The organism is Maribacter sp. (genome assembly GCF_049667165.1).
In the GTDB taxonomy this organism is placed as follows: domain Bacteria; phylum Bacteroidota; class Bacteroidia; order Flavobacteriales; family Flavobacteriaceae; genus Maribacter_A.
On record NZ_JBATHS010000377.1, the window covers coordinates 1 to 2527 of the forward strand.

The 2527-nt window shown below is 39.6% G+C and carries 3 protein-coding genes; all 3 read left to right on the forward strand.

Annotated features, from left to right (window positions below; translation table 11 throughout):
- The first annotated feature begins 44 nt into the window (after positions 1-44).
- The 3 genes from WBM98_RS16885 (at position 45) to WBM98_RS16895 (ending at position 2518) form a co-directional block, all read left to right on the forward strand.
- On the forward strand, positions 45-605 hold the full coding sequence (locus WBM98_RS16885) for a DUF2911 domain-containing protein (protein WP_424367189.1): 561 nt from the start codon (positions 45-47) through the stop codon (positions 603-605).
- 100 nt (positions 606-705) lie between these two features.
- Positions 706-1665 carry a glycosyltransferase family 2 protein gene (locus WBM98_RS16890; protein ID WP_424367190.1) on the forward strand — a complete coding sequence of 320 codons (960 nt, stop codon included), beginning with the start codon at positions 706-708 and terminating at the stop codon, positions 1663-1665.
- Entirely contained in the window at positions 1646-2518 is an 873-nt protein-coding gene (locus WBM98_RS16895; protein WP_424367191.1) for a lysylphosphatidylglycerol synthase transmembrane domain-containing protein, read from the forward strand. Before WBM98_RS16890 ends, WBM98_RS16895 begins: the two co-directional genes overlap by 20 nt.
- Positions 2519-2527: the final 9 nt, after the last annotated feature.

Consider the following 2527-nt stretch of genomic DNA (forward strand, 5'->3'; position numbering starts at 1 on the left):
GATTTGGTAACTTAGTCCAAACAACAAGAACAAAAACGCAGCGGATGAAAAAATTAAAATGGATCTTGGGTATCACAGTAGCCTTGATCGCACTGGTCATGTTTGTCGGAATGCCCTATATGAAGGATCAAACCAAAAAGCATAGTCCAAAAGTATCGAATGCCTATACCAAAAACGGAATGGACCTTTCGGTGACCTATTCAAGTCCGTCTAAGAAAGATAGGGTAATTTTTGGGGAATTGGTTCCTTACGATGTGGTTTGGAGAACCGGGGCCAACGAGCCAACAACCTTTACCACAGGGTCTGATATTAAGATAATCGACAAAACGCTTCCGGCAGGTACCTATTCTTTTTGGACCAAACCGGGAACTATGAATTGGGAGGTCATCTTCAACGCTGAGATTCCTGATTGGGGCGTGACCATACTGAGTGGTGGAAAGGAAACCACCAGAAATCATGAAACAGACGTGGTCAAAATTGAAGTTCCTGTCGAGAGTACTTCGACCATTCAAGAAAAACTCAACATCGGTTTTGAAGATGGGGAACAAGTCTATCTTATAGTATCATGGGACCAGACTAAAATAAAAGTGCCTATTAGCAAATAAAGATCTGCAGCGAAATTAACCGAATCCCGAAATGGCCATAAATTCAAATGGAAAGCATTTCAATAAAAAATTTACCTTTGCCAGACGATAAATCAATTGAATGCAACCACTAACAGATTCCTTACTTTCAATAGTCGTTCCTTTGTACAATGAGGAAGATAATGCGGTTTTATTGACTCAAAAAATCCACGAAAGTCTTCAGGGTTATAACTATCAGATCATCTACATCGATGATTTCTCCACGGATAATACCCGAAAAGTGGTAAAAAATATGGATGACGATAAGGTACATCTTATTGAGCTTAAGAAGAACTACGGACAAAGTTTGGCCTTGGCAGCAGGTATTGATTATGCCGAGGGGGAATTTATCATTACCATGGATGGGGATTTGCAGAATGATCCCAGCGATATACCCCAAATGTTGTCCTATGCCCTAAATGATGACTATGATGTCGTAACCGGGATCCGCCAAAAAAGAAAGGATTCCCTGGTTAAAAAGATTCCCTCTAAAATTGCCAACTTTTTAGTACGGAGAGTCACTAAACTCGATATAAAGGACAATGGTTGTGCCTTAAAGGTCTTTAGCCGGGATATTGCGAAAGATTTGAATCTATACGGTGAGATGCATCGATTTATCACCTTGCTCGCCTATTTGGAAGGTGCACAGATCAAACAAGTGCCGGTCAAGCACCATGCCCGCAATGCAGGGGTTTCAAAATACGGACTGGAACGTGTTTTCAAGGTAGTTGCCGATATGATGTTGTTGCTTTTTATCCGTAAATATTTTCAACGCCCCATTCATTTCTTTGGCATCTTCGGATTTTTAATGATTTTTTTAGGGGTACTCATAAACATTTACCTCCTTATTATCAAATTCGGTTTTGGACAGGATATAGGAACCCGACCCTTATTGATCTTCGGACTTATGTTCATTTTGGCCGGCATACAAGTGTTTACGATAGGAATTGTAATGGAACTCCTTATTCGAACCTATTACGAATCACAAAAGAAAAGACCTTATAGAATTAAAAAAGTGACGATTGGAGACGGGATTGCGTAAGAAACTCATCACGATAACCAAGATTGCCATTAGCGCAGTCCTTATCTATTTTATCTTCACAAAGGTTGATTTCAAAGAGGTCGTACAAATTCTAAAAAGAACCAAACCACTTTATCTTTTACTGTCCATTCTGTTTTTCACAGCTTCAAAGATATTGGCCGCTATAAGGTTAAATCTATATTTTCATGAACTCGGGATACGGCTTACCCAAAAGAGCAACCTTAAGCTCTATCTATTGGGTATGTTCTACAACCTTTTCCTTCCAGGAGGTATTGGTGGGGATGCCTATAAGGGCTATCTCATTAAAAAAGAGTTCCAGGTAGGAACCAAAAAGGCGGTTGCTGTATTGGTTTTGGATAGACTTAGTGGCATGTTGTTGTTATTTATGTATGCCTGTATTTTAGGGCTGCTTCTAAATAACCCCTGGTTGAATTCCTATAATGTGCCTATAGGCCTCCTTGGGATACTATCCATAGTTGTCTTTTGGATTTTGAACAAACGGTTCTTTAATTATGTGCTTCCGGTATTTTGGAAATCGGTTGCTTTATCGGCATTGGTGCAATTGGCACAATTGATTTGCGTATACTTTATTCTACATTCCTTGTCCATTCAACTTAATACGATTGCATATCTGTTCATTTTCCTATTATCCTCAATCGTATCGGTATTGCCATTGACCATAGGTGGCATAGGTAGCCGTGAAGTCACTTTCTTTTATGGGGCTACCCTTTTGGCCTTGGATGCGAACACCTCGATCAGCATAAGCATGGTCTTCTTTTTGATTACCGCATTGGTCTCTTTATTCGGTATCGTGTATCACTTTAAAAAAGTAAAACTAAAAACCGTCGTTTGAGGTCTTTTT